The 20,746-nt window shown below is 73.8% G+C and carries 17 protein-coding genes and 1 pseudogene; 7 read left to right on the forward strand and 11 right to left on the reverse strand.

The features are described from left to right. Positions 1-268: 268 nt before the first annotated feature. Positions 269-1,078, reverse strand: a complete 810-nt coding sequence (locus tag GTY84_RS15810) for a hypothetical protein (RefSeq protein WP_161226897.1) — start codon at positions 1,076-1,078, stop codon at positions 269-271. After that, positions 1,075-1,506: a chromosome partitioning protein gene (locus GTY84_RS15815; RefSeq protein ID WP_161226898.1), complete on the reverse strand. Its 432-nt coding sequence runs from the start codon at positions 1,504-1,506 to the stop codon at positions 1,075-1,077. The genes GTY84_RS15810 and GTY84_RS15815 overlap by 4 nt, the downstream gene beginning before the upstream one ends. A gap of 275 nt (positions 1,507-1,781) precedes the next feature. Between GTY84_RS15815 and GTY84_RS33015 the strand changes: the two are divergent. Continuing rightward, positions 1,782-2,091 (forward strand): annotated as a pseudogene (locus tag GTY84_RS33015) (helix-turn-helix domain-containing protein); the annotation flags it as partial. A gap of 66 nt (positions 2,092-2,157) precedes the next feature. Here the strand turns inward: GTY84_RS33015 and GTY84_RS15825 are convergent. Beyond that, positions 2,158-3,045, reverse strand: coding sequence for a hypothetical protein (locus GTY84_RS15825; RefSeq protein WP_161226899.1), 888 nt, complete (start codon positions 3,043-3,045; stop codon positions 2,158-2,160). A 355-nt stretch (positions 3,046-3,400) separates the two neighbouring features. On the opposite strand from GTY84_RS15825, the gene GTY84_RS15830 reads away from it, so the two are divergent. Beyond that, entirely contained in the window at positions 3,401-4,297 is an 897-nt protein-coding gene (locus GTY84_RS15830) for an oxygenase MpaB family protein (protein ID WP_345943449.1), read from the forward strand. A gap of 191 nt (positions 4,298-4,488) precedes the next feature. On the opposite strand, the gene GTY84_RS15835 is transcribed toward GTY84_RS15830, so the two are convergent. Further along, positions 4,489-5,088 carry a class I SAM-dependent methyltransferase gene (locus GTY84_RS15835; RefSeq protein WP_161226901.1) on the reverse strand — a complete coding sequence of 200 codons (600 nt, stop codon included), beginning with the start codon at positions 5,086-5,088 and terminating at the stop codon, positions 4,489-4,491. A gap of 397 nt (positions 5,089-5,485) precedes the next feature. Between GTY84_RS15835 and GTY84_RS15840 the strand changes: the two genes are divergently transcribed. Together GTY84_RS15840 and GTY84_RS15845 are read left to right on the forward strand one after the other, a co-directional pair. Continuing rightward, a complete protein-coding gene (locus GTY84_RS15840) occupies positions 5,486-5,899 on the forward strand; it encodes a roadblock/LC7 domain-containing protein (RefSeq protein ID WP_161226902.1) in 414 nt (137 codons plus the stop codon). Positions 5,900-6,141: 242 nt separating this feature from the next. Continuing rightward, positions 6,142-7,143, forward strand: coding sequence for a DUF6397 family protein (locus GTY84_RS15845; RefSeq protein WP_161226903.1), 1,002 nt, complete (start codon positions 6,142-6,144; stop codon positions 7,141-7,143). A 339-nt stretch (positions 7,144-7,482) separates the two neighbouring features. Here the strand turns inward: GTY84_RS15845 and GTY84_RS15850 are convergent, their stop codons facing one another. Both GTY84_RS15850 and GTY84_RS15855 read right to left on the reverse strand, forming a co-directional pair. Beyond that, positions 7,483-8,352 carry an acyl-CoA thioesterase II gene (locus GTY84_RS15850; RefSeq protein ID WP_161226904.1) on the reverse strand — a complete coding sequence of 290 codons (870 nt, stop codon included), beginning with the start codon at positions 8,350-8,352 and terminating at the stop codon, positions 7,483-7,485. A gap of 19 nt (positions 8,353-8,371) precedes the next feature. Then, positions 8,372-10,885 (reverse strand): DEAD/DEAH box helicase, encoded by a 2,514-nt coding sequence (locus tag GTY84_RS15855; protein ID WP_161226905.1) that lies wholly within the window; start codon positions 10,883-10,885, stop codon positions 8,372-8,374. 145 nt (positions 10,886-11,030) lie between these two features. Here GTY84_RS15855 and GTY84_RS15860 point away from each other — a divergent pair, with 145 nt between their 5' ends. Continuing rightward, positions 11,031-11,825: a metal-dependent hydrolase gene (locus GTY84_RS15860; protein ID WP_161226906.1), complete on the forward strand. Its 795-nt coding sequence runs from the start codon at positions 11,031-11,033 to the stop codon at positions 11,823-11,825. A 110-nt stretch (positions 11,826-11,935) separates the two neighbouring features. On the opposite strand, the gene GTY84_RS15865 is transcribed toward GTY84_RS15860, so the two are convergent. The 4 genes from GTY84_RS15865 to GTY84_RS15880 all read right to left on the reverse strand — a co-directional run bounded on the left by GTY84_RS15865 (position 11,936) and on the right by GTY84_RS15880 (position 17,055). After that, the gene (locus GTY84_RS15865; protein ID WP_161226907.1) at positions 11,936-12,205 is read right to left on the reverse strand and encodes a type B 50S ribosomal protein L31; all 270 of its coding nucleotides are present in this window, start codon (positions 12,203-12,205) and stop codon (positions 11,936-11,938) included. A 110-nt stretch (positions 12,206-12,315) separates the two neighbouring features. Beyond that, on the reverse strand, positions 12,316-12,786 hold the full coding sequence (locus GTY84_RS15870) for a DUF5709 domain-containing protein (RefSeq protein ID WP_161226908.1): 471 nt from the start codon (positions 12,784-12,786) through the stop codon (positions 12,316-12,318). Positions 12,787-13,414: 628 nt separating this feature from the next. Beyond that, the gene (locus tag GTY84_RS15875; RefSeq protein ID WP_161226909.1) at positions 13,415-15,196 is read right to left on the reverse strand and encodes an ABC transporter ATP-binding protein; all 1,782 of its coding nucleotides are present in this window, start codon (positions 15,194-15,196) and stop codon (positions 13,415-13,417) included. Then, entirely contained in the window at positions 15,193-17,055 is a 1,863-nt protein-coding gene (locus GTY84_RS15880) for an ABC transporter ATP-binding protein (protein ID WP_161226910.1), read from the reverse strand. The genes GTY84_RS15875 and GTY84_RS15880 overlap by 4 nt, the downstream gene beginning before the upstream one ends. Positions 17,056-17,318: 263 nt before the next feature. Here GTY84_RS15880 and GTY84_RS15885 point away from each other — a divergent pair, with 263 nt between their 5' ends. Continuing rightward, positions 17,319-18,071: a L,D-transpeptidase family protein gene (locus tag GTY84_RS15885; RefSeq protein WP_161226911.1), complete on the forward strand. Its 753-nt coding sequence runs from the start codon at positions 17,319-17,321 to the stop codon at positions 18,069-18,071. A gap of 167 nt (positions 18,072-18,238) precedes the next feature. Here the strand turns inward: GTY84_RS15885 and GTY84_RS15890 are convergent, their stop codons facing one another. Next, complete coding sequence (locus GTY84_RS15890) at positions 18,239-18,685, reverse strand: MarR family transcriptional regulator (RefSeq protein ID WP_161226912.1); 447 nt, start codon at positions 18,683-18,685, stop codon at positions 18,239-18,241. Positions 18,686-18,785: 100 nt separating this feature from the next. Between GTY84_RS15890 and GTY84_RS15895 the strand changes: the two genes are divergently transcribed. Continuing rightward, positions 18,786-20,714, forward strand: coding sequence for an ABC transporter ATP-binding protein (locus tag GTY84_RS15895; RefSeq protein ID WP_237532292.1), 1,929 nt, complete (start codon positions 18,786-18,788; stop codon positions 20,712-20,714). Positions 20,715-20,746: the final 32 nt, after the last annotated feature.

Here is a 20,746-nt window from a genome sequence, read left to right on the forward strand (position 1 = left end):
CGGACCGCCACGGGCTTCCCTCCGCACCGCCGGAACGCCCGTCGGCCCTCCGCGCGGACGGGTGAACGCGGAGCCCGCGGCCCGGATCCGGCCCCAACCCGCTCCGGTTACGGTGCGGTCGGCGTTCCCGCGACACCAAGGGCCCGTCGCCGTGGGGCGTTCGGACCGGGTCGGCCGGCGCCGCCCCGGGCCGGGGTGGCGGTCGGCATCGTTGAGTCCCGGACCCGGGTCAGAGGTCCCCGTTCCCGGGCACGGCACGGTTCCGGACTCAGGCGCTGTCCCGTGCTTCCCAGACGACCGCCTCGACCGTCGCATCGGTGAAGAGGTCACCCATGTCGGTGATCGTCAGGGCGGCGACGCGTCCCGTCTGCGTCCTGAGGCACAGCACGCTCTCCCGCGTCACCTCGGCCGTGTACGACCCGTGCGTCGCGAGCCGCTCGACGCACTCCTTCCTGCCGGGCGTTCCCGGCCCCGGCCACGGCGCCACGTCGGGACCGCCGGACCGACCGCCGAACAGCGAGCCGCTGGTGGTGAACAGCACGGCGTCGTAGGACGCGTCGGTGCTCTGCTCCGGTGGGACGGAGTCGAGGTCCACCCCGGCCGTCCCGATGCGGAGTTCTCCCCGCCACCGAACGGGACTGACACCGCTCCGGGGTACCGTCGAGGCCGTCGGCGCCGTCCGCGCGGTCGGCGGGGTGTCGTCAGCGGGGCCGGAGGGAGGAGGGGCCTGCGTGGGAGTGGCGGCGGGGTCCTGGCTCGTGACGGAGCCCGGCGGCGGTGCGGCGCCCCGCTCGTTCTCCCCCCAGGGGCCGTACGACTTGACCGCGAACGCGGTCCCCCCGATCAGCGCGGCGAGGCAGACCGCCGCCAGGAGGAACCCCGCCCCGTTCCACACGGCCGCCCCGGCCCTGGCGCCGGGGGCCGCAGGCAGGGGAGGAGGGTACGGAGGCGGCGGACTGGGGGCCTGGTAGACGTTCACCTGATGGCCGTTCCGCCCGATCTGCAGAGCGGCGTCCCCGTCGAAGCTGTTGTGGGACCCCTGGCCGGTTGCTTCGGGATCAGGCGTGGGCCCTGTCATCTCGACCCACCGAAACTGTTGAACTGGGAGGGGTTGTCCCCGACTTGGAGGGCCGTGGGGCCGTGGAAGACGTTGTGCCCCACGGTGGGCCCGCTCCACTCGCCCCGTCCTGGCCGGGACGCGTACTGGGCCAGGGCCTCCCGGAGCAGCTCGGCGAAGGCGGCGTCGCGGTCGATCGCGTCCTTGAGGGCGAACCGCAGCCACTGCTGGGTCTCGGGCGTCGGCTCGGTGCGTCCGGCCGAGGCCTCTTCGTCCAGACGGGCCAGGGCGGTCTCCTGGCCGAGCTTTTCGCTGACCACCGTGTGCACCCGGTCCATCGCCGCGTCCAGGGCGCGGTCCACCTCCTGGTCGGCCTGCTCCCCCACCCGGCGCGCCTTGCGAGCCGCCCATGCGAACAGGCAGCCGATCGCGATCTCCACACCTGTCATCCTGTCCCCCTGCAGCGCCAACTGACGGTCAATCAGACGGTACCCCGGTGGGAGGCGCGGACACAGACACCGGAAGGAAATCGCCCCGCGACAGCGGCGGCCCGTACCCGCGGCGAGGTGGGCGATCGGACCGACCTCGGCGGAACGCGACGGGACTCCGGCGGCCCGCGACGGACAGTGGCGTGTTCCCGTGAACAACTCGGGTCGGAGTGTTCAGGGACGCATCGCCTCAACGGTGCCCTTGGCGACGGCGAGGATCGGTGAGAGGCAGTCTCGTGTCAGTGACGCGCACCGGGGTGGCCACCGGAGCCGCCGAGCCCGAACCGTGCGGGCTGCCGGAGCATCCCGACTGCGGGATCCTTGACGTCCTCGACCGGCTCGGGGGCACGCGATCGGGTTCTGGTCGTCGTCGAGAGGGCCGGGGGACCGTGGCGCTTCCGCCAACTCCGGCGCGCCGTCGAGGGAATCTCCCGGCGCATGCCGACCCTCACGGTGCGCCGGCCGGAGCGGGACGGCCGGGTGCCGAGGAAGGTGTACCCGGCCGTGCCCGCTCTGGTCGACCACCGCCTCACCGGGACCGGCGCGCCCGGAGCACGCACCTGACGCCGCCCGGCCGCCCTACGGGCGACGACGGCGATCGCCGGACAGGACCTAGCCAGGCCGGACCGCCAACCGGTCCAGCGCCTCCAGGAGTCCGGGAAGCTCGGGGCCCCGCCCCACGGGGAGTATCCGCCCGGGTTCCTCGTCCAGCAGGACGAAGGCGATGTCATCGGTCCGTGCCACGAGGGACCAGCCGGGACCGTCGGCCCTTACGGTCCTGGCACCACCGGTCGCGAACGAGGACCGCACCCGGCCCGGCGGCGGAGGCGCGGTGACATAGGCACGGGCCTCGGCGAGCACCCGCCGTACCCCCGCGTGCCCGCCCGCCCCGGGCCGGCCGCCGGGGGCCGCCCCGTTCCGTACGGCCTCCGCCTCCTTCGTGGCCTCGGGCACCGCCCCGCTTCCGCTGCCCGCGTCCGGCGCCATGAAGTCCGCGTCGTCGACCTGGCTCCGCCACCGCGACCACTGCACGGCGATCTCATCGGCTCCCAGCCGCCGCTGCCCGGGCCCCCAGACCTCGATGTCCGGCGGTGCCAGCGCGGGCCGCCCGCTCACCCACGGATCGGGGTCGTGCGGCGCGGGGACGCCGGGAGCCGCCACCGCGACGGCCAGGGGCCAGCCCGGGAGCGAGGCCACCACGGAGTGCTCGTCCGGCGACAGGTCGTACCCCAAGCCGCAGTCCCAGGACGCCACGGCCACGGCGACCAAGGGCACATCGTCGACGACGACCGTCCACCGCGCCCCTTCGCCGTCCTGGCCCAGCACCAGCCCGTATCCCCCGCCCCTCGCGGACAGGTCCAGCGCGCCGCACGCCTCCGGGTAGTCGTCGCCCAGCACACCCGGGAACTGGGCGGGCGTCAGCAGCACCGCGGTGAGCACGTACAGCGCGCCGTCCGCCTCCGTGCGGGAGTCCAGGGGTTCCTCTTCTGGCCCGGCCATCCCAGCCTCCCCATCGGTTGTCCAACGGCGCGCACCCTAGTGCGACCGGACCCCCTTGTCACGGCCTTCGCACCGGCCCGAACCGGGTCCCTGCCCGCCGCGGACCCGACGGGACGAGGGGAGACCGGGCGGGCCCTGCCCCGGTGACACGTCGCCCCTCACCACCCGGCCCCGTCGGAGACCACCGGGTCCGCCACGGCGAGCGCGTGTGCCCCCTCGTGTTCAGCCCCCGCCCGGGTACGACCGACGAGATCCGGCACGCCGGGCACGATCACCGGTGGGTGACCGGACGGCCCGTCATCTACCGTAATCCACTATGGAGTTACTGCTTCGACGGCGGAAGGGAACGGCGACCGTGAAGCGATATGAACGGCTGCGACAGATCCGACGGATGGACCCGCGGCGCGACGCGTCCGAGATCTACCGGCTCACCTCGGCGTACGAGTTCCCCTGGGACTTCACCCGAGCCCTGGAACTCGCCCTCTACCGCACCTATGCCGTCCCCAGCATCGGCCGCCTGCTGGCCGAGACAGCGGAACTCACGGACCGCACCCAGAAGCGCTACGACGACACCACCCTGCTCCTCGACGCCGTCGTCGAACACGGCTTCGGCAGCGAGCAGGGCCGCACGGCGATCCGCCGCATCAACCAGATGCACCGCAGCTACGACATCACCAACGACGACATGCGCTATGTGCTCTGCACCTTCGTCGTGACCCCCAAACGTTGGATCGACGCCTTCGGATGGCGGAGGCTCTCCCGCCACGAGACCACCGCCTGCGCCATTCACTATGGCACCCTCGGCCGGCACATGGGTATCAGGGACATCCCTGAGACCTACGACGACTTCGAGGCGTGCCTCGACGCCTACGAAGAGGCCCACTTCGGCTGGGACGAGGGCGCCCGAAGGGTGTCGGACGCCACCCTCGACCTCATGACGTCCTGGTATCCGCGCCCCCTGGCCCCCGTGTTGCGCACCGGGACGCTGGCCCTGCTCGACGACCACCTGCTGCGCGCCTTCCGCTACACCCCGCCGAGCCCCGCCACCCGCGCGGTCGTGCGTGGCGCGGTACGGCTGCGCGGGCGCGCCGTCCGGTTGCTTCCACCGCGCCGGACCCCCCACCACGCCCGGCAGAACTGGGAGGTCAAGGGCTATCCGAACGGCTACCGGCTGGCCGATCTCGGTACCCGCCCGGTCCCGGGAACGGGCGGCTGCCCCGTGCGGCACCTCGACACGTCGGCCACCGAGTAGAGGGCGGTCTCGACACGTCGGCCACCGGCCCAAGGCGGTGCCGTGCCTCCTCACCGATCCCGCCCGGCGGAGCGGCCGAGGAGGCGCGGACCGGCACGGCGGGCGGCGCTCACCCGCGCGGGGAACCGCCTCATGGCCGGGTTGCTGCGCGTTGCATGGCGCCGCACACCGCCCGGACGGGCGGCCCGGCGTCAGTGCTCCCGGGAGGCCAGCACCAGAAAGCGTGTCTCCTCATCCGTGTACGACGTCATCCGCCACCCGGAACGCTCCAGCAGGCGGCGCAGAACCGGTTGGGCGCGCAGGTCGTCCGGCGTGAGCCGCCGCCCGTGCCGGGCCGCGAGCGCCGCCCGGCCGATGGGGTGGAACAGCGCCAGCGTCCCACCGGGGCGGGCGACCCGCGCGAGTTCCCGCAGCCCCTCGGCGGGATCCGGCAGGTGCGAGAGCAGCCCCGCGGCGAACACGGCGTCGAACGCCCCCGACCGCAGCGGCAGCGCCGTGACGTCGGCCAGCAGCAGGTGCCCCTCACGGTCCCGGCCGGCGCGCGCCGCCTCCCGGAGCATGGCGCACGTGAGATCGGCTCCGACGACCACACCGGACGGCCCCACCGCCGACCGCAGCGGCGGCAGCGCCCGGCCCGTGCCGCAGCCGGCGTCGAGCACCCGGCTCCCTCTCCGCAACTCCAGCCGGCCGATCGCGGCGGCGTAGGAGGGGCCGTCGTCGGGGAACCGGCGCTCCCAGCCGGCGGCACGGTCGCCGAAGAACTCCCGGACACGCGTGCGGTCGTCGCTCATGTCCGCATGATCGCTCACCGGCTTCGGCGCCGTCGAGGGAGGGGACGGGGGCGGAGGCAAGGCCGGTCGTCGTCCCCTCCCCGCGACACGCCCACGACCGGCCGGATCACGTCCTTCCACCGCGTTCCTCGCTGTGCCGGACAGCCCCTGGTCCCCAGCGGGAACGGAACAAGGGCCAGTTGAGGCCGTTGCCGACGCGGACGGCGGACGGCGGACGGCGGACGGTCCGGTGCCGTGGACGCCGTGGGGGACCGTCGCCCGCCATTCCCCGTCGGTCAACTTCCGCGCCGGAGTCCCATCCTCCTTGCTCGTGGGCCGGGTGTGGTGAAGGCTTGCGTACAGATCCCCCGGCCCGGGGGAGACGCCGCATACGGGGACAACAGGGGGAGACCGGAAGATGGCGCACAACCAGGGACTCGGCTGGCTGCTGGACGACCTGACGGAGCGCGTGGAACACGTGCGGCATGCCCTGGTCCTGTCCAACGACGGCCTGGTGACCGGGGCGAGCACCGGTCTGCGACGGGAGGACGCCGAGCATCTCGCCGCCGTCTCCTCCGGGCTGCACAGCCTCGCCAAGGGCTCGGGGCGTCACTTCGGGGCAGGCCGGGTACGGCAGACCATGGTCGAGTTCGACGACGCCGTGCTGTTCGTCACCGCCGCCGGCACCGGCAGTTGCCTGTGCGTTCTCAGCGGTGCCGAGGCCGACTTCGGCCAGATCGCCTATGAGATGACGCTGCTGGTGAACAGAGTCGGAGAGCACCTCGACGTGGACGCGCGACAGCCCGGAGGGATCTCTCCAACGGGCCTGTGACCTGCGCCTTCGCTGTTCCTGCGGGATGGATTCAGAGTTTTCCACAGGCTCACCACGGATCTCGTGCCAGCCGCTACGGTCATTTCCTGGCGGGCGCAGTCGGCGCCGGCCGCCTACTCCACGGGGAGAAGACCATGCATGGAAACCTCGCCGCGCCCTGGATCACGACCGGCGCCAGGCCGAACACCCGCGCCCGCTCACCCTTCCCGGTCCGGCGTCGCGCGGCACGGGGTCCCGGAGCCGTGGCCGGTGGACCCGGCCCGGCCGCATCCCCACGCGACATCCCCGCGCCGCCCGACCACGGGGGCGGCGGTCCCGCCCTCACCGGCACCGAGGCGATCCGCCCGCGAGCAGGGGCGCGCGGACGCGCGGAACCGTACGACGGCGCCACCGCCGTCGGCACGGCGGAGGGCGCGGCCCTGATGCGGGTGGCGAAGGACCGCTTCACACGGCTCGCCCGGCTCGGCCTCCTGGTGCCCGTGGCCTTCTACGTCAACCGCTACCGGTCCGTCGTCTGGCTGTACTCGGCCACCGAGCTGCGCCGATTCGCCACTGACGAGTCCCACGCCCGGGTACTGAAGGGCTGCATGTCCGAAGGCCCGCGCGACCAGTTGGCGCGGGGACTCGACCTGCGTCCCCGCAACTGGCGGGGAAGGCATCTGGAGCGCCTGCTCCGCGAGGCCGGGCATCCGTGGGGGCGCGCGGCGGCCCTGGCCGCGTTCCTCGACCCCGCCGAGGTCACGGACATCGTGAGTGACCCGTACGAACAGGCCCATCTCCGCCGCTTCCTCCCACCCCCACCGCACCAGGGCGCGCCCGGGTCCGCCTCGGCGCGCATGGCCCGGGAGATCATGACGGCGGCGGACCCGGACGAGGTCGAACGGCTCCGGAGGGACCTGCGCCGCGCGGTGGACGCCGCGCGCGGTCGGCCCCCGGTACCGCGGCCCGGCCGCCCGGCCCTGCGGAAAGGGAGCACACCCCGCCGGACACTGGACGGCCACCGCTACTCGGCCCTCGATGCCCGAGCCGGGCTGCCCCCGGCGGCGCCGCGACCGAGCCGTGGGGCCCTCCACCCGGTGCCGGACACCCCCGCCCTCAACCTTGCTCCGGCTCCCGGCCCGGCTCCGGCGGTCGGTCGCGACCGAGGGGTCCGGGCGGTCGCGGACGCTGGGACACCCGTTCCGCCGAGGCCGCACGCACGGCTCCGCGCCTTGCTGGGACGTCTGCGCCGTTCCCCCGCCTGATCCCGTCGTCGTCCACGGCGGCCTGGACGAGTCGGCGGAGGCCGGGAATCCCGGGGCCCTCGTCACCGCTCTGCGGCCCGTCCCCACGACGCCGGTGGTGTACGCCGAACTCCCGGGCGGACACCCCGTCTTCGGCCTCTTCCACTCCCTCCGCTTCCAGGCGCTGATCGACGGCACGGGGGGCTTCGCCGCGTGGATGAGGGCGCCGGAGACGGAGAGCCGGGAGGTGCGGCGGCGAGGTCGGCAGCCGGGACACGGGGGCACATCGCCGTGGCGTCCAAGCCCGCGGAGCGTCGCACGACGCGGCGCGGGTCCGTGGGCGACCCGTGGTCAGGAGGGTCAGCCCACCTTGCGGAACAGGCCCTCCTGCACGACGGACACGATCAGCTCCCCTTCGAGGTTGAAGATGCGGCCGCGGGCCAGGCCGCGACCGCCCACCGCGATCGGCGACTCCTGGTCGTACAGGAACCACTCGTCCGCGCGGAAGGGCCGGTGGAACCACATGGCGTGGTCCAGCGACGCCATGTCGAAGCCGCGCGGGCCCCACAGGGGCTCCACGGGGATGCGTACGGCGTCGAGGAGGGTCATGTCGCTGGCGTAGGTCAGCGCGCAGGTGTGGACCAGTGGATCGTCCCCGAGCGGTCCGACCGCGCGCATCCACACCGCGCTGCGCGGTTCGGCGCCCGCGATCTCCTTGTGGCTCCAGCGCAGCCGGTCGACGTAGCGGATGTCGAAGGGCTGGCGCCGGGCCATCCGTTCCAGCTGCTCGGGCAGGGCGCCCAGGTGCTCCCGGATCTCGGTCGCGACCGTCGGCAGCGTGTCGGGGTGGGGGAAATCGCGGACGGGCGGGGCCTGGTGCTCGAAGCCGGCCTCCTCGGGCTTGTGGAAGGAGGCGGTGAGATTGAAGATCGTGCGGCCCTGCTGCACGGCTGTGACCCGGCGGGTCGTGAACGACCGCCCGTCCCGCACCCGTTCGACCTGGTACACGATGGGCACGCCGGGCCGGCCGGGGCGCAGGAAGTACGCGTGCAGCGAGTGCACGGGACGGTCGCCCTCGGTGGTGCGTCCCGCGGCGACCAGTGCCTGGCCGGCCACCTGGCCCCCGAACACCCGCTGCAGGGACTCCTCGGGGCTGCGGCCCCGGAAGATGTCGACCTCGATCCGCTCCAGGTCGAGCAGTGCCACCAGGCTCTCTGCCGGATTCGTCATGGGTGGAGTGCTCCCGTGCTCAGAGCTGGCCGACATCGGTGACCTTGACGACCGCCCGGCCCTCCGCGTCGGAGGCCGTGAGGTCGACCTCGGCGCTGATGCCCCAGTCGTGGTCGTCGTCGGGGTCGTCGAAGATCTGCCGCACCCGCCACAGGCCGTTGCGCGGCTCCTCCTCGATCACCAGAAGCTTGGGGCCGCGGGCGTCGGGGCCGGTGCCGAGTTCGTCGTACTCGTCCCAGTACTTGTCCATGGCCTCGCCCCAGGCGTCCGCGTCCCACCCGGCGTCGGCGTCCATCTCGCCCAGCTCCTCGACCCGGTCGAGGGCGGCGAGTTCGACCCGGCGGAACAGGGCGTTGCGGACGAGGACGCGGAAGGCGCGCGCGTTGGTGGTGACCGGGCGCACCTGATCGGCCTTCTCCCGCGCCTCTTCGGCGGTCATCTCCTCCGGGTTGGCGAGCTGTTCCCACTCGTCCAGCAGGCTGGAGTCGACCTGGCGCACCGTCTCGCCGAGCCACTCGATCAGGTCCTGGAGGTCCTCGGACTTCAGGTCGTCGGGGATGGTGTGGTCGAGCGCCTTGTAGGCGCCGGCGAGGTAGCGCAGCACGATGCCCTCGGTGCGGGCCAGCTCGTAGTGCGAGACCAGCTCCGTGAAGGTCATCGCGCGCTCGTACATGTCGCGGATGACCGACTTCGGCGACAGCGGGTGGTCGCCGACCCAGGGGTGGCTGCGGCGGTAGGTGTCGTAGGCGTGGAAGAGGAGTTCCTCCAGCGGCTTGGGGTAGGTCACGTCCTGGAGGCGCTCCATGCGCTCCTCGTACTCGACCCCGTCGGCCTTCATCGCGGCCACGGCCTCGCCGCGCGCCTTGTTCTGCTGGGCGGCGAGGATCTGCCGGGGGTCGTCCAGGGTGGACTCCACGACGGACACCATGTCGAGCGCGTACGACGGCGACTCCGGGTCGAGCAGTTCGAACGCGGCGAGGGCGAAGGTGGAGAGCGGCTGGTTCAGAGCGAAGTCCTGCTGGAGATCCACGGTCAGCCGGACGACGCGGCCCTCGGCGTCCGGCCGGTCCAGCTTCTCGACGATGCCGCCGTCCAGCAGCGAGCGGTGGATCGCGATGGCCCGGCGGATGTGCCGCAGCTGCTGCCTGCGCGGCTCGTGGTTGTCCTCCAGCAGATGGCGCATGGCGGCGAAGGCGTCGCCCGGCCGGGCGATCACGGACAGCAGCATGGTGTGCGTCACCCGGAAGCGGGACGTCAGCGGCTCCGGCTCGGAACCGATGAGCTTGTCGAAGGTGCTCTCCGACCAGGCGACGAAGCCCTCGGGCGCCTTCTTGCGGACGACCTTGCGGCGCTTCTTCGGATCGTCACCGGCCTTGGCGAGCGCCTTCTCGTTCTCGATGACGTGCTCGGGCGCCTGGGCGACCACGAAGCCCTCGGTGTCGAAGCCGGCGCGCCCGGCGCGGCCCGCGATCTGGTGGAACTCCCGGGCGCGCAAGGTGCGCACCCGGCTTCCGTCGTACTTGGTCAGGGCGGTGAACAGCACGGTGCGGATGGGCACGTTGACGCCCACGCCGAGGGTGTCGGTGCCGCAGATGACCTTCAGCAGCCCGGCCTGGGCGAGCTTCTCCACCAGGCGCCGGTACTTGGGCAGCATGCCGGCGTGGTGCACCCCGATGCCGTGCCGGACGTAGCGGGAGAGGTTGCGGCCGAACTTCGTGGTGAAGCGGAAGTTGCCGATCAGATCGGCGATCCGGTCCTTCTCCTCGCGGGTGCACATGTTGATGCTCATCAGCGCCTGCGCCCGCTCCACGGCCTGCGCCTGCGTGAAGTGCACGATGTAGACGGGGGCCTGCCGGGCCTCCAGCAGATCGGTGAGCGTCTCGGTGAGCGGCGTGTAGCGGTACTCGTAGGAGAGGGGCACCGGGCGGGTGGCCGAGCGGACCACGGCGGTGGGCCGGCCGGTGCGCCGAGTGAGGTCCTTCTCGAAGAACGAGACGTCCCCCAGCGTCGCCGACATCAGCACGAACTGGGCCTGCGGAAGCTCCAGCAGCGGGATCTGCCAGGCCCAGCCCCGGTCGGGCTCGGCGTAGAAGTGGAACTCGTCCATGACGACCTGGCCGACATCGGCCCGTTTGCCGTCCCGCAGGGCGATCGACGCCAGCACCTCGGCGGTGCAGCAGATGACGGGGGCGTCCGCGTTCACGGAGGCGTCGCCGGTCAGCATGCCCACGTTCTCGGTGCCGAACAGCTTGCACAGCTCGAAGAACTTCTCCGACACCAGGGCCTTGATCGGCGCCGTGTAGAAGGTGACCTCGTCCCGGGCGAGGGCGGCGAAGTGGGCAGCTGCCGCGATCATGCTCTTGCCGGAGCCGGTGGGCGTCGACACGATCACGTTCGCGCCGGAGACCACCTCGATCAGCGCCTCCTCCTGGTGCGGGTAGAGGGCGAGACCGCGTTCCCCGGCCCACGACTCGAAGGCTTCGTACAGGGCGTCGGGGTCGGCGGTCGGCGGCAGCTGATCGATGAGGGTCACGGACCCATCTTGCCCGCCCGGGGCCGCGATGCGGGAATCGGTTGCCGCCACGAAGATCGCGAACGCTAGGCTGGGGCGCCGGGGGCGCGTCATCGGGACCGGCCAACTGAACAGCGACAGACGACGAATGGGGCGGGCAGCGGCGATGATGGGACCAGCACACTCTCTGTCGGGCGCCGCGGCCTGGCTCGGCGTCGGGGCGGCCACAGCCGCCGCGGGGCGTCCCATGCCCTGGCCGGTGCTGCTCGTCGGGGCCCTGATCTGCGCCGGAGCCGCTCTCGCCCCGGACCTCGACCACAAGGCGGCGACCATCTCGCGGGCCTTCGGGCCGGTCTCGCGGACCCTGTGCGAGATCGTCGACAAGCTGTCGTACTCCGTGTACAGGGCGACGAGGAAGCAGGGCGACCCGCGTCGTTCCGGCGGCCACCGCACCCTGACGCACACCTGGCTCTGGGCGGTCCTGATAGGCGGGGGCGCCTCGGCCCTGGCCGTCATGGGGGGCCGCTGGGCGGTGCTCGCGATCCTCTTCGTGCACATGGTGCTCGCCATCGAGGGTCTGCTGTGGCGGGCGACGCGCGGGTCGGGCAGTGACGTGCTGGTCTGGCTGCTGGCCGCGACCAGCGCGTGGATACTCGCCGGGATACTGGACAGGTCGGACGGCGGCGCGGGCTGGCTGTTCACCGACCCCGGCCAGGAGTACCTGTGGCTGGGCCTGCCCATCGTGCTGGGTGCGCTGGTGCACGACATCGGGGACGCCCTGACCATCTCGGGCTGCCCGATCCTGTGGCCGATACCCGTGGGCCGCAAGCGCTGGTACCCCATCGGCCCCCCCAAGGGCATGCGGTTCCGGGCGGGGAGCTGGGTGGAGCTGAAGGTGCTGATGCCCGCGTTCATGCTGCTCGGCGGCGTGGGATGCGCGGCGGCGCTCAACCTCATCTGAGGCGGCCGACTCATCCGAGGCCTCCGGGAGACGCCACCGTCGCCCGAACGCCCGAACGCCCCAACACCACCGTCCCCCGGACGCGGCCGACCGGGAGCGCGGTGGGCGGGTCAGCCCGTGCCGCCGGAGCCCTGTCCCTCCCCGCCGTAGCGCCGCTCGAAGCGGGCGACCCGTCCCTCCGAGTCCACCGTGCGGGCCTTGCCCGTGTAGAAGGGGTGGCTCTCCGAGGAGATCTCCACGTCCACCACAGGGTAGGTCTCGCCGTCGTCCCAGACGATGGTCCGGTCGCTGGTCGCGGTCGACCGGGTGAGGAAGGCGTAGCCGGCGGAGCGGTCGCGGAAGACGACGGGCCGGTACTCGGGGTGCTTGTCCTGCTGCATGCCGGCTCCTTGTGCGAGAGGGGCGAAGTGCGCGGGGTGCGCGGTCCGGGCGCCGGGTGTCCGGCGCGCCGCCGGTCCGTGGCGCGGGGGACACTCCGTGGCGGGTGGGCTCATCGGGGCAGGGAGTCCTCGTCGACGATGTGCACGGCGGCCTCCTCGGCGGACGCGGCCGCACCGTCGATGCCTACGTCCGTGGCGACCAGCGCGGGCTCCTCGTCCTCGTGGGTGCCCTCGTCGGGGGCCACGAGACGGCCTGAGCGCTCCGCGCCGACCTCGTCGTCCAGCAGTTCGCCGTCGGTGCCGTCGGAGTCGCCCAGTCCGTCGCCGTCGGGGAGGGGCTGGTCGGGCCGTTCCTCGGCGAGCCGCTGGTCCAGGCTCTCGCCCCGGTGCCGCTCGCTCGCCGTCACACCGGTGTGCTCCACCGCCCAGGGGCGTTCGGGCGGGGACCAGCCGCGGTCGAGGGGGTCGTTGACACCGTCGTGCTCCAGCGTGTCCTCGGCGTCGAGCAGCCCGGTGTCCTCCCGCTGCTCGGATCCGTCGGGCTGGTAGACGTCATCTCCCCATCCGTCGGCGCTGTTCACGGGTACCTCCAGGGGGTGGGTGCGGACCCCTTCCCGCCGTGTCCGGCGGTGGGCCGCCACTGCACGCGGCGCGGGCCTCGCCCCCGGGCGAACCGCGCGGTTCCCGGGTGCTTCCCGAACCGGTGCCTCCCTCCAGCCTTCCACCCTCGCTCGGGACCCCGCAACGGCAGGGCCCGGGCCGGGCACCCGCCGGTCCGCGCCCGGGGCCCCGCGTACCGCTCATGGGCCGGTGACGTCGGTGTTCCACCCCGTCCCGCGAGGAGGCACCGGCCGTCCGCCATCCGGCAGGGCGGGGCGGACCACCGGGCCGGGCGTCGTCACACGGTGGCGGCCGGGTACGCGGGCGCACCCGGCGACCCCCCACCCGGCCGACGGCAACCTCCACCGCCGGGCCCGCGCGCGTCCCGGCGGTGGCCCCACCACCGGCCCGTCCGCGCATCCGGCGGACGGCACGCGGTGAACGGCCGTGACCGGAGCCCGCAGGCCGTGACCGGAGCCCGTCCGGCCGTGAGCAGAGCCTGTCCGCCCCGGAGAGCGGGCCCACCTCCGGGACACGGCAGGCCCCACCTGGGGCACACCCACCTCGCCCGGCCCCGGTCCTGGCACCGCCGCCCCCGCCGGGGGCCCGTCACCCGTGCCAGGACCGCCACAGCGCCGCGTACGCGCCGTCCGCCGCGACCAGCTCGTCATGGCCGCCCAGCTCGCTGATCCGCCCGTCCTCGACCACGGCGATGAGATCCGCGTCATGGGCGGTGTGCAGCCGGTGGGCGATGGCGATCACCGTGCGGCCGTCCAGGACGCGTGCCAGGGAGCGTTCCAGACGGCGCGCGGCCCGGGGGTCGAGCAGGGAGGTCGCCTCGTCGAGCACGAGGGTGTGCGGATCGGCCAGCACCAGCCGGGCCAGCGCGATCTGCTGGGCCTGTGCCGGGGTGAGGGCGAAGCCTCCCGAGCCGACCTCGGTGTCCAGCCCGCCGTCGAGGGCCCGGGCCCAGTCGTCCGCCCCGACCGCGTCCAGCGCGGTCCACAGCTCGGTGTCGTCGGCGCCGGTCCGGGCGAGCCGGAGGTTGTCGCGCAGGGAGCCGACGAAGACGTGGTGTTCCTGGTTGACCAGGGCCACGTGCGAGCGCACCCGCTCGGCGGCCATCCGGGACAGCTCGGCCCCACCCAGCGTGATCCGGCCGCCCCGGGGACCGTAGATCCCGGCGAGCAGCCGGCCCAATGTGGATTTGCCGGCGCCGGAGGGGCCCACCAGGGCCATCCGTGTGCCGGGGGCGACCTCCAGCGACACCCCGCGCAGGACGTCCACCCCCTCCAGGTAGCCGAAGCGCACCCGCTCGGCGCGGACCCGCCGTCCTTCCGGGGCCAGCGAGGGGTCACCGGCCTCCGGCTCGATGTCGCGGACCCCGACCAGCCTGGCCAGTGACACCTGCGCCACCTGCAGCTCGTCGTACCAGCGCAGGATCAGGCCGACCGGGTCGACGAGCATCTGCGCGATCAGGGCCGCCGTCGTGAGCTGGCCGATGCCGATCCAGCCCTGGAGGACGAACACCCCACCGACCAGCAGGACGGAGGCCAGCACGGTCACATGGGTGACATTGACGACCGGGAAGAGGACGGAGCGCAGCCAGAGCGTGTAGCGCTCCCACGCGGTCCATTCCCGCACGCGCCGGTCGGACAGCTCCACGCGGCGGGCGTCGAGGCGGTGGACCTCGACGGTGCGGCCCGCGTCCACGGTCTCCGCGAGCGCGGCGGCCACGGCGGCGTACCCGGCGGCCTCCGAGCGGTAGGCCGACGGCGCCCGGCGGAAGTACCAGCGGCAGCCGATCACCAGCAGCGGCACCGCCAGCAGCACGACGGGCGCCAGCGTCGGCGCGGTGACCACGAGGCCGCCGAGCAGCAGCACGACCCACACCACACCGATGGCCAGCTGGGGCACGGCCTCGCGCATGGCGTTGGCGAGCCGGTCGATGTCCGTGGTGATCCGGGAGAGCAGGTCACCGGTGCCGGCCCGTTCCAGCACCCCCGGCGGCAGACCGACGGAGCGGACGAGGAAGTCCTCGCGCAGGTCCGCCAGCATGCGTTCGCCGAGCACCGCACCGCGCAGCCGCACCTGCTGCACAAAGGCGGCCTGGACGACGAGCGCGGCGACGAACAGCGCGACGGTCGGTGCGAGACGCAGTTCCCGCGTGCCGTCCGAGACCCGCTCCACCAGCCCGCCCAGCAGATAGGGCCCGGCCATGGAGGCCACGACGGCGACGGTGTTCACGACGACGAGGAGCACGAACGCGCTCCGGTGCCGGCGCAGCAGCTCGGCCACATAGCCACGCACCGTGGCCGGTGCGCCGACGGGCAGGGTGGTCGCCGAGGTCGGGGCCGCCGGGTCGTACGACGGGGGCGCGACGCCGATCATGCCGTCTCCTCGATCTCTCGCAGTCGGTACGGTGCGTCCGGACGCGGGACACCCGCGGCGAGCGCGCCGTCGGGGGTCCGCTCCGCCGGGGCCGAGGCCGGGGCGCCGTCGCCGGACGGGGTGGCCTCCGCCTCGGCGTCGCGGGTCACCACGGCCCGGTACCGGGGCTCGGCCCGCAGCATCTCCCGGTGCGTGCCCGCGGCGGCCACCCGGCCGCCGTGGAGGAACACGACCCGGTCCGCGCGCTCCAGCAGCAGCGGCGACGAGGTGAACACGACGGTGGTGCGCCCGGCGCGCAGACCCCGTACGCCCTCCGCGATCCGCGCCTCGGTGTGCGAGTCCACGGCGGACGTCGGCTCGTCCAGGACGAGCACCTCCGGGTCGGTGATCAGGGAACGGGCCAGGGCGAGGCGCTGGCGCTGGCCGCCCGACAGCGAACGGCCCCGCTCGGTGACGCGGGCGTCCATCGGGTCCTCGGCGCCGGACGAACCCTGCGCCAGCGCGGCGAGCACGTCCCCGCACTGGGCCGCCGCCAGCGCCTCCCCGGCCTCGACCTTCCCCGAGGCGGGCACGTCGAGCAGTTCGCGCAGGGTGCCGGAGAGCAGGACCGGGTCCTTGTCCTGGACCAGGACCGCGGTGCGCGCGCTGTCCAGGGGCAGCTCGTCCAGTGGCACGCCGCCCAGCAGCGCCGAGGCGCCGTCCTGCGCGGAATGCCCGCCGAGCCGGTCCGCCAGCCGCCCGGCGGCGTCCGGGTCGCCGCACACCACGGCCGTCAGCAGGCCGGACGGGGCGAGCAGGCCGGTCCCGGGGTCGCGCAGGTCACCGGTGGGAACCTCGGCGGCCCGGGACCCGCCGGTGTCCGTGGCACGCTCCAGCGCCAGCACCCGCGCGGCCCGCTTGGCCGAGGGGCGCGAGGACGCGTAGGCCATCGCGATCTCCTCGAAGTGCCGCAGCGGATAGGTGAGGATCATGACGGAGCTGTAGACGGTGACCAGTCCGCCGACGTCGATGCGGCCGTCCCGGGCGAGGTTCACCCCGTGCCAGACGACGGCGATCAGCAGCAGGCCGGGCAGCAGGACCTGGATCGCCGCGATCAGGGACCACATCCGGGCGCTGCGCACGGCGGCGCGGCGCACCTGCTGGGAGGCCTCGCGGTAGCGGTCGAGGAACAGCTCCTCGCCGCCGATGCCGCGCAGCACGCGCAGGCCGGCGACGGTGTCCGCGGCCAGTTCGGTGGCGCGCCCCGCCTTCTCGCGCTGGACGTCGGCCCGCCGGGTCGCGGGCGGCAGCAGCGGCAGCACGGCGAGGGCCAGCACCGGGAGGCCCACCGCCACGACGACGCCCAGGGCGGGCTGGTAGACGACCAGGCCGACGCAGACCAGGAGGACGGCGACGGCCGCGGCGGTGAAACGGGAGACGGCCTCCACGAACCAGCCGATCTTCTCCACGTCACCGGTGGAGACCGCGACGACCTCCCCGGCCGCGACCCGCCGGGTCAGCGCGGAGCCCAGCGTCGCCGTTCTCCGGGCCAGGAGTTGCTGGACGCGGGCGGCGGCGGTGATCCAGTTGGTGACGGCGGCGCGGTGCAGGAAGGTGTCGCCGACCGCGTTGCCCGCGCAGCACAGCGCCAGCAGCCCGCCCGCGAGGGCGAGCCGGCCGCCGGAGCGGTCCGCCACGGCCTGGACGGCGAGCCCGACGCAGAACGGCAGGGCGGCGACCGAGGTGAAGTGCAGCAGTCCCCAGGCCAGCGCCGCGGCCTGGCCGCGCAGCTGGTTCCGGAACAGCCACCACAGGAGTCGGGGACCCGAACGCGCGTCCGGCACGCCGGGGTCGGAGTAGGGGAGGTCTTGGATCCGCATCGTGTCCCAGTGCTCGTGTCGGTGCGTGCCGGGCGGCAGCGGCGTCAGGAGGCCGCAAACCGTGAAAGGTTCGCGTCGAAAGGGCACGGAAGCAAGCTATTTTCCCGGCCGGGAGCGGGGACGCGCGGGGGCCTCGGGCGGAGACGCGGGGGACCGCGAGGTCCCGGCGGACGGGGCCGCGGGGGCGGAGCGGCGGGCGTCGTCCGGTGAACTCCCGGGCGGACGCGGCGCGATGGCCCCCGGGAGGGTGGGACCATGGACGGATGCGAAGCGGTGGTGCACGGCGGAAGACGGTCGCGACGGCGGCCCTGGGACTGCTCCTGGTCACCCTGACCGCCTGCGGAGGCGGCCCGCCCCGGAGCGGCACCGCCCCCGGGGACCGGGCCGCGGGGGACGGCGGCGGCGCCGGGCCCGCGCGGGAGAGCGCCGACCCGACCCGTGTGCCCGGTATCGGCGACCGCTTCCAGAAGCTCATCCCCGCCGCCTCCCGCCAGGTCGTCGCGGTCTACGGCGACGGCCCGGACTCCGCCGACTCCACGGTCGTGCTCTACACGAAGGAGGGCACGGCCTGGCACCGGGTGCGCGACTGGGCGGCGCACAACGGCAGGAAGGGGTGGGCGACCGAGCACCGCGAGGACGACAAGCGCAGCCCGGTCGGGGTGTTCACGCTCAGCGACGCGGGCGGCGTGCTGCCCGACCCGTCCCCGGGCGGGCTGCCGTACACCCGGTCGGAGTCCTTCGCCGCGCCGCGCTGGTGGGCGAAGCCGTACTGGCACGACTTCGACTACGTGATCGCCGTCGACTACAACCGGGTCAAGGGCACCCCGCCGAACGACCCGACCCGCCCGCAGGGCGCTGCCAAGGGCGGGAGCATCTGGCTGCACATGGACCACGGCAGCGGCACCTCGGCCTGCGTCAGTCTGTCCCGGGCCGGCATGGAGTACCTGCTGCGCACCCTGGACCCGGGGAAGCGTCCCGTGGTGGTGATGGGGGACCGGGCCGAACTGGCGGCGTAGGCGGGCCGGGGGCTTCTGCCCGGCGGGGTCCCTCCCGCCCCGGCTACGCCCCTCCCGCCCCGGCGGCGGGCCCCCTGCCTCGTCTGCGGTCGGAGCACGCCCGGCCCCTGCCCCGTCGGTGGTCGGACACGGCCGGGCCCGGCCCCCGGGCGCGGCCCCGTGAGGACTCAGCCCGTGCCGGGCGGCCCGTCGACCAGCGTGTCCAGCAGCCCGCCGAGGACCGCGCGCTGCTCGGCGGTGAGCGGGGCGAGGATCTCCTCGGCGGCGCGACGGCGCGCGGCGCGCAGTTCGCCCAGGGTCGCACGTCCCTCGTCGGTCAGTTCGATCCGGACGACCCGCCGGTTGGACGGGTCCGGGACGCGGCGCACCTTGCCCGCTCGCTCCAGCCCGTCCACCAGGGAGGTCACCGCGCGGGGCACCACCTCCAGGCGCGCCGCCAGGTCGGCCATGCGCGGCGGAGACCCGTAGTGCGCCAGGGTGCGGAGCAGGCGGCCCTGGGCCGGGGTGATGCCCAACTCGTGCAACTCCAGGTGGCGCTTCTGGATGCGGTGCACCCGGCGGGTGAGCCGCAGCAACTGCTCGGCGAGGAGGCCGTCGGGATCGGGAGCGGTCATGCCGGGAACATTATCAGGACGACATTCATTGTGAAGTGAGGTAACAATGAGGGTGATCCGCCGGGCCGTCCGGCGTCGCCACCGACCCCCGTAGGAGCCCATGCGTCCCGACCGTGAACCCGTCTGGACCCCGCCCGCCGACGCCGGAGGGCAGCCCCGGCAGATGCGCCGCATCCTCGGACTCTTCCGCCCCTACCGGGGGCGCCTGGCCGTCGTGGGGCTGCTCGTCGGCGCCGCGTCACTGGTCTCCGTCACCACACCGTTCCTGCTCAGGGAGATCCTCGACGTCGCGATCCCGCGGGGCCGCACCGGGCTGCTGAGCCTGCTCGCCCTGGGCATGATCGCGGGCGCCGTCCTGACCAGCGTCTTCGGCGTGCTGCAGACGCTGATCTCCACGACGGTCGGCCAGCGGGTCATGCACGATCTGCGCACCGCCGTCTACGACCGGCTGCAGCGCATGTCGCTCGCCTTCTACACCCGCACCCGCACGGGCGAGGTCCAGTCCCGCATCGCCAACGACATCGGCGGCATGCAGGCCACCGTCACCTCCACGGCGACCTCGCTGGTCTCCAACCTCACCGGTGTCGTCGCCACCGTCGTGGCCATGCTGGTCCTCGACTGGCGGCTGACCGCGGTCTCGCTGCTCCTGCTGCCGGTGTTCGTGTGGATCAGCCGGCGGGTGGGACGGGAGCGCCGCAGGATCACCACCCGGCGGCAGAAGCAGATGGCCGCCATGGCCGCCACGGTCACCGAGTCCCTCTCCGTCAGCGGCATCCTGCTCGGCCGCACCATGGGCCGCTCCGACTCGCTGACCCGCTCCTTCGCCGACGAGTCCGAGCAACTGGTCGACCTGGAGGTGCGCGCCAGCATGGCCGGCCGCTGGCGCATGGCGGTCATCACCATCGTCATGTCCGCCATGCCCGCGGTCATCTACTGGACCGCGGGCATCGCGCTCCGGTTCGGCGGCCCGGAGGTCTCCCTCGGCACCGTCGTCGCCTTCGTCTCGCTCCAGCAGGGGCTGTTCCGCCCGGCCGTGAGCCTGCTCTCCACCGGTGTGCAGATCCAGACGTCGCTCGCGCTCTTCCAGCGCATCTTCGAGTACCTCGACCTGCCGGCCGACATCACCGAACGGCCGGACGCCGTCCGTCTCGACCGGGTCAGGGGCGAGATCCGGTTCGAGGGCGTCGAGTTCCGCTACGACGGCCACGGCCGCCCGGTCCTGGACGGCGTCGACGTCACCGTCCCCGCGGGCGGCAGCCTCGCCGTGGTGGGTCCGACCGGCGCCGGCAAGTCCACCCTCGGCCACCTGGTGCCGCGCCTGTACGACGTCACGGGCGGCCGGGTCACACTCGACGGCGTCGACGTGCGCGACCTCGACTTCGACACCCTGGCCCGCGCGGTCGGCGTGGTCTCCCAGGAGACGTACCTCTTCCACGCCTCGGTCGCCGACAACCTGCGCTTCGCCAAGCCCGACGCCACCGACGGGGAGCTGGAGGAGGCGGCGCGGGCCGCGCAGATCCACGACCACATAGCCGCCCTCCCCGACGGCTACGACACGGTCGTCGGCGAGCGCGGACACCGCTTCTCCGGAGGGGAGAAGCAGCGCCTCGCCATCGCCCGCACGATCCTGCGGGATCCGCCCGTGCTCGTCCTCGACGAGGCGACCAGCGCCCTGGACACGCGCACCGAGGCCGCCGTGCAGACCGCCATCGACGCCCTGTCCGCCAACCGGACCACCCTCACCATCGCCCACCGGCTGTCCACCGTCCGGGACGCCGACCAGATCGTGGTCCTGGACTCCGGGCGCCTGGTGGAACGGGGGACGCACGAGGAACTGCTGGAACGGGACGGGCGCTACGCGGCGCTGGTGCGCGGGGAGGCTGTGGGGGAACCGGCGGCCGTCCCGGTCCCGGAACCGGTGGGGCTCGCCGTGATGCCCGTTCCGGAGCCGGTGGAGCTCCCGGAGCCCGGCGGTCCGGACGCCTCGGGGCCCTCCCCGGGGCCTGCCCTCGAACCGACCCGCTCCTGACCCGGCTCCCGAGGCGGGAACGGGGCCGGTCC

It is taken from the genome of Streptomyces sp. SID8352 (assembly GCF_009862265.1).
Classification (GTDB): domain Bacteria; phylum Actinomycetota; class Actinomycetes; order Streptomycetales; family Streptomycetaceae; genus Streptomyces.

What these genes read in the sequence shown, in the direction of transcription:
- GTY84_RS15810 (WP_161226897.1), bottom strand. Translation starts at nt 1,078, where the DNA reads ATGACAGGGCCCACGCCTGATCCCGAAGCAACCGGCCAGGGGTCCCAC.
- GTY84_RS15815 (WP_161226898.1), bottom strand. Translation starts at nt 1,506, where the DNA reads ATGACAGGTGTGGAGATCGCGATCGGCTGCCTGTTCGCATGGGCGGCT.
- GTY84_RS15825 (WP_161226899.1), bottom strand. Translation starts at nt 3,045, where the DNA reads ATGGCCGGGCCAGAAGAGGAACCCCTGGACTCCCGCACGGAGGCGGAC.
- GTY84_RS15835 (WP_161226901.1), bottom strand. Translation starts at nt 5,088, where the DNA reads ATGAGCGACGACCGCACGCGTGTCCGGGAGTTCTTCGGCGACCGTGCC.
- GTY84_RS15840 (WP_161226902.1), top strand. Translation starts at nt 5,486, where the DNA reads ATGGCGCACAACCAGGGACTCGGCTGGCTGCTGGACGACCTGACGGAG.
- GTY84_RS15850 (WP_161226904.1), bottom strand. Translation starts at nt 8,352, where the DNA reads ATGACGAATCCGGCAGAGAGCCTGGTGGCACTGCTCGACCTGGAGCGG.
- GTY84_RS15860 (WP_161226906.1), top strand. Translation starts at nt 11,031, where the DNA reads ATGATGGGACCAGCACACTCTCTGTCGGGCGCCGCGGCCTGGCTCGGC.
- GTY84_RS15865 (WP_161226907.1), bottom strand. Translation starts at nt 12,205, where the DNA reads ATGCAGCAGGACAAGCACCCCGAGTACCGGCCCGTCGTCTTCCGCGAC.
- GTY84_RS15875 (WP_161226909.1), bottom strand. Translation starts at nt 15,196, where the DNA reads ATGATCGGCGTCGCGCCCCCGTCGTACGACCCGGCGGCCCCGACCTCG.
- GTY84_RS15880 (WP_161226910.1), bottom strand. Translation starts at nt 17,055, where the DNA reads ATGCGGATCCAAGACCTCCCCTACTCCGACCCCGGCGTGCCGGACGCG.
- GTY84_RS15885 (WP_161226911.1), top strand. Translation starts at nt 17,319, where the DNA reads ATGCGAAGCGGTGGTGCACGGCGGAAGACGGTCGCGACGGCGGCCCTG.
- GTY84_RS15890 (WP_161226912.1), bottom strand. Translation starts at nt 18,685, where the DNA reads ATGACCGCTCCCGATCCCGACGGCCTCCTCGCCGAGCAGTTGCTGCGG.
- GTY84_RS15895 (WP_237532292.1), top strand. Translation starts at nt 18,786, where the DNA reads ATGCGTCCCGACCGTGAACCCGTCTGGACCCCGCCCGCCGACGCCGGA.